Origin of the sequence: Mucilaginibacter pineti (assembly GCF_900101875.1) — a bacterium.
GTDB classification, from domain to species: Bacteria; Bacteroidota; Bacteroidia; order Sphingobacteriales; family Sphingobacteriaceae; genus Mucilaginibacter; species Mucilaginibacter pineti.
In genome coordinates this window covers 46,425-52,906 of sequence record NZ_FNAI01000024.1, presented here as the reverse complement: position 1 = coordinate 52,906, position 6,482 = coordinate 46,425, and the positions used below count along the sequence as shown (strand labels likewise).

The following is a 6,482-nucleotide window of genomic DNA, read 5'->3' as shown; positions in this document are numbered from 1 at the left end:
TTTTTCTCTTTCTCAATCACCGTTTCCGGCTTTCTCCATCCCCTCGTTTCGGGTTGCAAAGGTAATAACCTTTTCGCATTTTCCAAAACTTATTTGAGGTTTTTTTCAAGACCTCTTTTTGGATCCCAAACCGCCATTTTCATGATTTGTTTGGGGTTGCAAAGATGTGAATCTTTTTCCATTTTATCAAGTGATATTTTCACTTTTCTAAAGTTTATTTTATTCACTAAGTTTTCAAAAAACAACGCCCTTTTTCCTTGAGCGGCCACAAATGTACGCACAAAAAGAGTTACGTTCCAAAGGAAATCTGCAAATAATTAAAACAATTTCACAAGTGCCTGTAAACTACCCTTAAAATTGGTGTTGCAACTTACTATTATACCGCAAACAATAGCATTTTTGGATTTCGTATATTTGAATTGTATATGAACGAGCAACAGTTTCCACATAATTTCCTTTCGCTTTTAAGCGCGGAAAACGGATTTGATGAAGAAAGTTTTATAAAAGCGCATCAATTAAATGATGCGCCCACCGCTATTAGAGTTAATCCGTTTAAGCCATCGGCCCAAAAAACCGACCAGCAAGTGCCCTGGTGTGCCGATGGTTTTTATTTAAATACCCGCCCATCCTTCACTTTCGACCCGCTTTTTCATGCTGGTTGCTATTATGTACAGGAGGCATCGTCAATGTTTATCGATCATATATTTAAAAATATAAGGCAAAACGATGCCGAACCGGTAAAAGTGCTTGACCTTTGCGCTGCCCCTGGCGGCAAAAGCACACTACTTAATTCGGCAATTGGCCCCGCCGATCTGCTGCTGGCTAACGAAATCATTAAAACCCGCGTGCCCGTGTTAACCGATAACCTGAGCAGATGGGGACAGGCCAATGTTATTGTGAGCAATAACGACCCGAAAGATATCGGTCGACTTAAAAGCTTTTTTGATATTATGCTGGTTGACGCGCCTTGTTCTGGCTCGGGTATGTTCAGGAAAGATCCGCAGGCAATGAACGAATGGTCAGAAGCCAACGTAGAACTTTGTCACCAGCGACAGGAACGTATACTGGCCGATGTGTTGCCCGCCTTAAAAGAAGATGGATACCTTATATATAGTACATGTTCTTATTCGCAACAGGAAAACGAGGATATTTTAGATTGGCTTTGCCAGGAATTTGAAATGGAAAGCATCCGCATGCCTATATATAAGGAGTGGGGCATCGTTGAAACCAAATCGCCTTTGCAAAAAGCATGGGGTTACCGCTTTTATCCGGGACAGGTAAAAGGCGAAGGCTTATTTGCCGCCTGCCTTAAAAAGAAAACCAATACCGGCGAACTGGGCACCTTTAAAAACAACATGCAGCAAAAAATAAGTAGCAAGGAGATTGACCAGGTAAAGACTTACATTAATAACCCCGACAATTTTTACTATTTTAAAGTAAACGACGATTGGTTGGCCATTAACCGAGAGCATAAGGAAACCCTGAATATTTTACAACGACACTTATACCTCAAAAAATCGGGCGTGCGGGTTGGGAAGCTGATGGGCAAAGATCTTATCCCCGATCATGAACTGGCCCTGAGTACCATTATTAATAAGGATGCCGTTTTACAAACCGAGTTAAACCACGACCAGGCCATTCAATACCTGCGCCGTGATAACATCGACATAAATACTACCGAAAAAGGCTGGAGCCTGATGAATTTTGAAGGCCATGCTTTAGGATGGGCTAAGCTGCTGCCTAATCGGATAAATAACTATTATCCTAAAGAGATAAGGATATTTTCACAGGCACCGGGCAAGGATTAGCGACGGACTTATAATAACTTATGCTTTCAATTTATTTAATTGACTAATAATTAGTTAAGCGCATTATATTTGTTAAAGCCAAAAGATGTAGCCATGCTTAGATTTTATTATGAAATAACCAGCGCTTTTACAAAACGCGCCATTTACATCATACTATCTACCTTAATTATTGTAAACTTTATAAACACAGCGGCAAATCAAAAAACAACTCTCATACCAATAATTTGGTTGGTTATTGAGTTGGGCTTGCTCATCCCGCTCTATCAGCTGGCTAAATTCCTGAACAAAAAAATAATGAATCGTATTTATTTAAACGATGATTATTTTGATTTTATAGTCAAACACCAGGGTCAGCCAGCAATGGCGACAGTTAATAAGCTGGATAAAATGATGGTTGAACCTGCCAGGAATTATCCGGGATCTGTTAATGATCTAAAAGTTGGATTCATTCAGCACCAGATAAACGACGAGATGAAAATTGGTGTTATAGAACGTATTAAAACTGAAATTGCTTTTGATGGAAATTTGCTACAGCATAACGCCACCTCAAGCATTCCTGAAGAGATTCATCTCTCAAAAAAAATGAAAGCAAAGCTATTATCTACAGATGGTTTCTTTGAGATAATTTCACTAAATAGTGAAACACAGGTTGTATTAAATAACGATAAAACTAGCTGGAACTGGGATGTTAAGCCTTTAAAGAGCGGAAATAGTGTTCTGGAACTGGTATTAAGTGTTGCCATAAATGTAAAAGGTATAGGCCTTGAAATGAAAGACCTTGATACATATAGCAAAAAGGTGCTTATCCACGTTAACCCCGTTTATACCGTTAAGCATTTTTTAACAAAAAACTACCAATGGATCATTGGCACTGTATGTGGCTCTGGAATATTATTTGCGCTGCTTAAGGCATTCAAAGTGATAACATAAATATATTACACCACTAATACTTCTTTATAGAGTATCTACCTAAACTTCTTTTCCGTTTATAGCAGCCTGATTTTCTGTTTCAATTGTTTTTGAATTGGCCCGCGGTTTAAAAAGAAAATAGGACATTACGCCATATAAAACCCCACTTATAGCGCCTTTTATAATACCCGCTTTTAGGTTATCAGTATAAATATTGTAAAGCCCCATAAATACGCCAAATATCAACCCTGATATTACAGCTGTTCTTATACGGTTGTTGCGTTGTATATTTTCCATTTTTAATAATCCCCTATACTCAACAGCACCAGCGTACAGGCATACTCTGTTTCAATCCCTTTTTCGTTGGCCATGCGGCGCAGTTCTGAATTTTCGGTACCGGGATTAAATATAATTCGTTTGGGATTAGTATCCAATATATAATTATATAAAGGTGGCTGATTTTGCGGACCTATATATAAGGTAACGGTATCAATATCGTTATGGATGGTTTCGGCCTTTTCAATTGGCACGCCGGCGGCTTCACCGGTTTTTATGCCTACATTAACTATGGTATGCCCGCGGCCAACTAAACGATTGGCGGCAAGGTTTGCATACCTGCTGGCATCGGGTGTTGCCCCTAATATTAATGTTTTCTTGTTCATACATTTATAATTTGCGCCGATTCCAGGATTTCCTTAATCGCGCTGATAAACAGATGAAATCATCCTTATCAGTGAAATCCCAAAATCCTGTTCAGTAAAGCTATTTGCCCCGAGTGATAAATATGGTGTTGTATTAAGCCATTTATCAGTTCTTCGAAGGTTACTCCGGTTCCGAGTTCGCGGTTTCGCTCATCTGCTGTTGGCTCATTCCATTGTTCTTCGGGGAAGTTTTGGATAATACCAATCAAATTTACGTTAACCAGCTTCAGATCTTCAACATAGTTTTGCCATTTTTGTTCGTCGGGTGCGCCGGTTAGTGGCCAGTCGCCACTGGTGGGAATGCCCGATGGCAGGCCGTTCATCCTGTCCATTACTTCTTCCGTCCACGCTATCATATGCAGTACAATTTCGGCTATATTATGTACAGAATTTTGTGGCTTTTCATAGGCAGCCTCAAAACTGATGCCTTCAATAATGGTATAAACCGGCGAACCATACCAGGCATCGCCAGCTAAAATTTTTTGTAATTGGGTGCTTAATTTTTCGGAAGTACTCATGATAATATTTTTAAGGCTGCCACTGCGCAGTTAACACCATCAATAGCAGCAGAAATAATGCCACCCGCGTAACCAGCGCCTTCTCCGCATGGAAATAAGCCCTGTACCTGCGGATGCTGCAGTGTTTCTTTATCGCGCGGAATTTTTACGGGCGATGAGGTGCGCGATTCCACCCCTACCAATATGGCCTCGTTAGTATAATAGCCTTTCATTTTTTTACCGAATACCGGCAGTGCTTTACGCAGGCGCTCATTTATCCAACCGGGCAATACTTCCTTTAGCTCGATGCTTTTGGTGCCGGGTAAATAGGAGTTTACCGGCAGATCATTAGATAGCTTACCTTCCACAAAATCAACCATTCGCTGGCCGGGAGCTACAAGACTGCCGCCGCCCGCATTAAATGCCGCGCGCTCCACCTGCTGCTGAAAATGCAGCATCTTAAACGGATCGTTATCGTCGCCGGCAACATCTTCCATATTTATTTGTACCACCGTGCCCGAGTTGGCAAAGGGGTTGTTACGTTTAGACGGGCTCCAGCCGTTCACCACAATTTCATTGGCTTCGGTTGCACAGGGGGCAATGATACCACCGGGGCACATGCAAAATGAAAACACCCCCCTATCCGCCACCTGCTCAACCAGGTTATAGTAGGATGGCGGCAAATCCGGACCACGATACTCACAATGGTATTGGGCACGATCTATAATTTCCTGCGGATGCTCAATGCGCACGCCCAGCGCAAAGGGTTTGGCTTCAATTAATATATTTTGGTGATGCAGTATTTCAAACACATCGCGCGCCGAGTGACCTGTCGCCAGGATCACGGCATCGGCGGTCATTTTTTCGCCATTGGCCAGTTTCACACCTTTTATTTTACCAAACTCAACCAATAGTTCAGTAACCTTTGCATCAAATATAAATTCGCCGCCGGCATTCAAAATGGTTTCGCGCATGGCGGTAATAATCTGCGGGAGTTTGTTGGTACCAATATGCGGACGGGCATCTATCAAAATATCTTCGGCAGCACCATGGGCCACAAACATTTTCAACACTTGGTTAACATCGCCGCGCTTAGTTGAGCGGGTGTAAAGTTTGCCATCTGAATAAGTACCCGCGCCACCTTCACCAAAGCAATAGTTCGATTCGGGGTTTACAAGGCCTTGTTTATTGATGTTCGCCAAATCGCGGCGGCGCTGTTTTACATCTTTACCGCGTTCAAGAATTATAGGTTTTAACCCCAATTGAATGCATTGAAGCGCTGCAAAGATACCGGCGGGGCCTGCGCCAACTATAATAACCGGTCGGCCAAATTGAATATCGGGATAGTTAACGTTGAAAATTTCGGGCTGATAGATTTCATCTATAAAAACCTGCACCATCATGCGGTAAACCACCCTGCGACCACGGGCATCTATTGATCTTTTTAAAATTTTTACTGCCGATACCTTTTGAGGCTGAATATTTAAGGAAGCGGCTGCTAATCTTTTTACAACGGCTTCGTCTTCCTGTTGCCCGGGAGGGCATACTATTTCAATTTCTTTTACCATGGTTACGCCGGGTTTTTATCCCGGATGAGGCAAAGGTAAAGAAAAAACGCCTCACCCCGGCCCTCTCCAAAGGAGAGGGAGTTAAAATAGATAGGTCTATAATACTTAATTAAAAACATGATGATAAAGCCCTCTCTTTTGGAGAGGGTTTGGGTGAGGCTTCTTCAAAAACCGTTCGCACGTGCACAATCACCGTCCGGTATCGAACAGTTTATTTTGCTCGATAAATTTTATTTATTTAGTAATCAACAACTTACACATTGGCACTTGTATTGGCATGGGCATCATATATAAATACAACACACAATGACTACCGCCGACGAACGTTTACAGACTATTTGGGAAGGATGCTTAAGCAACGACCGTAAATGCCAGGAACAACTGTACAGATTATTAGCACCAAGAATGCTGGCTGTTTGCATGCGCTATGCAACCGATAAAGATGAAGCACAGGATATACTGCAGGAAGGCTTTATAAAAATGTTCAGAAACATGAAAAATTACCGTGGCGAGGGAAGCCTTGAAGGCTGGATCCGTCGTATCATGGTGCATTGCGCTATATCACGCTACCGTAAATTAAAGCCAATGGTTTTGGTAGAAGATTTTTCGGCAGAAACTGAAATGCCTATAAGTAAATCATACAATGATAACGGACTTGAAGCCAAAGACCTTATGAAGCTGGTTCAAAAACTGCCAAAAACCTACCGGTCTGTATTTAATATGTATGCTATTGAAGGCTATTCGCACCAGGAAATTGGCTCATCACTTGGTATGAGCGAACTTTTATCACGCACTACCCTTCATCGTGCCCGTGCAATTTTAAAAGAAATGATAGGTAAGCTTACCATGCGCGAAGAGCATTGCCTGGCCGGATAATATTTGTACAGATAAGCAATATTAGCCCTCAAACAATATTGCTGTATAGCTTAAATGTTTTAATTACCTTTAGAGGTGTAATATTGCCATGTTGGCATAACTATTAAAGATTGTAACAACGGT

The 6,482-nt window shown here is 41.7% G+C and carries 8 protein-coding genes; 3 read left to right on the top strand and 5 right to left on the bottom strand.

Going from position 1 to position 6,482, the window contains the following annotated elements:
* Nucleotides 1-89: 89 nt before the first annotated feature.
* Nucleotides 90-281 carry a hypothetical protein gene (locus BLS59_RS29585; RefSeq protein WP_091157204.1) on the bottom strand — a complete coding sequence of 64 codons (192 nt, stop codon included), beginning with the start codon at nucleotides 279-281 and terminating at the stop codon, nucleotides 90-92.
* A gap of 144 nt (nucleotides 282-425) precedes the next feature.
* On the opposite strand from BLS59_RS29585, the gene BLS59_RS29580 reads away from it, so the two are divergent.
* Together BLS59_RS29580 and BLS59_RS29575 are read left to right on the top strand one after the other, a co-directional pair.
* Nucleotides 426-1,808 (top strand): methyltransferase RsmF C-terminal domain-like protein, encoded by a 1,383-nt coding sequence (locus tag BLS59_RS29580; protein WP_091157200.1) that lies wholly within the window; start codon nucleotides 426-428, stop codon nucleotides 1,806-1,808.
* A gap of 93 nt (nucleotides 1,809-1,901) precedes the next feature.
* Nucleotides 1,902-2,738, top strand: coding sequence for a hypothetical protein (locus tag BLS59_RS29575; protein WP_143014279.1), 837 nt, complete (start codon nucleotides 1,902-1,904; stop codon nucleotides 2,736-2,738).
* 39 nt (nucleotides 2,739-2,777) lie between these two features.
* Here the strand turns inward: BLS59_RS29575 and BLS59_RS29570 are convergent, their stop codons facing one another.
* From BLS59_RS29570 to BLS59_RS29555, 4 genes are all read right to left on the bottom strand, one after another.
* Nucleotides 2,778-3,014: a hypothetical protein gene (locus tag BLS59_RS29570; RefSeq protein ID WP_091157195.1), complete on the bottom strand. Its 237-nt coding sequence runs from the start codon at nucleotides 3,012-3,014 to the stop codon at nucleotides 2,778-2,780.
* Nucleotides 3,015-3,016: 2 nt separating this feature from the next.
* Nucleotides 3,017-3,379 carry a CoA-binding protein gene (locus BLS59_RS29565; protein ID WP_091157191.1) on the bottom strand — a complete coding sequence of 121 codons (363 nt, stop codon included), beginning with the start codon at nucleotides 3,377-3,379 and terminating at the stop codon, nucleotides 3,017-3,019.
* 68 nt (nucleotides 3,380-3,447) lie between these two features.
* Nucleotides 3,448-3,936, bottom strand: a complete 489-nt coding sequence (locus tag BLS59_RS29560) for a DinB family protein (protein WP_091157188.1) — start codon at nucleotides 3,934-3,936, stop codon at nucleotides 3,448-3,450.
* A complete protein-coding gene (locus BLS59_RS29555) occupies nucleotides 3,933-5,483 on the bottom strand; it encodes an NAD(P)/FAD-dependent oxidoreductase (RefSeq protein ID WP_091157185.1) in 1,551 nt (516 codons plus the stop codon). Before BLS59_RS29555 ends, BLS59_RS29560 begins: the two co-directional genes overlap by 4 nt.
* A gap of 306 nt (nucleotides 5,484-5,789) precedes the next feature.
* Here BLS59_RS29555 and BLS59_RS29550 point away from each other — a divergent pair, with 306 nt between their 5' ends.
* Nucleotides 5,790-6,359: an RNA polymerase sigma factor gene (locus tag BLS59_RS29550; RefSeq protein WP_091157181.1), complete on the top strand. Its 570-nt coding sequence runs from the start codon at nucleotides 5,790-5,792 to the stop codon at nucleotides 6,357-6,359.
* Nucleotides 6,360-6,482 lie beyond the last annotated feature (123 nt).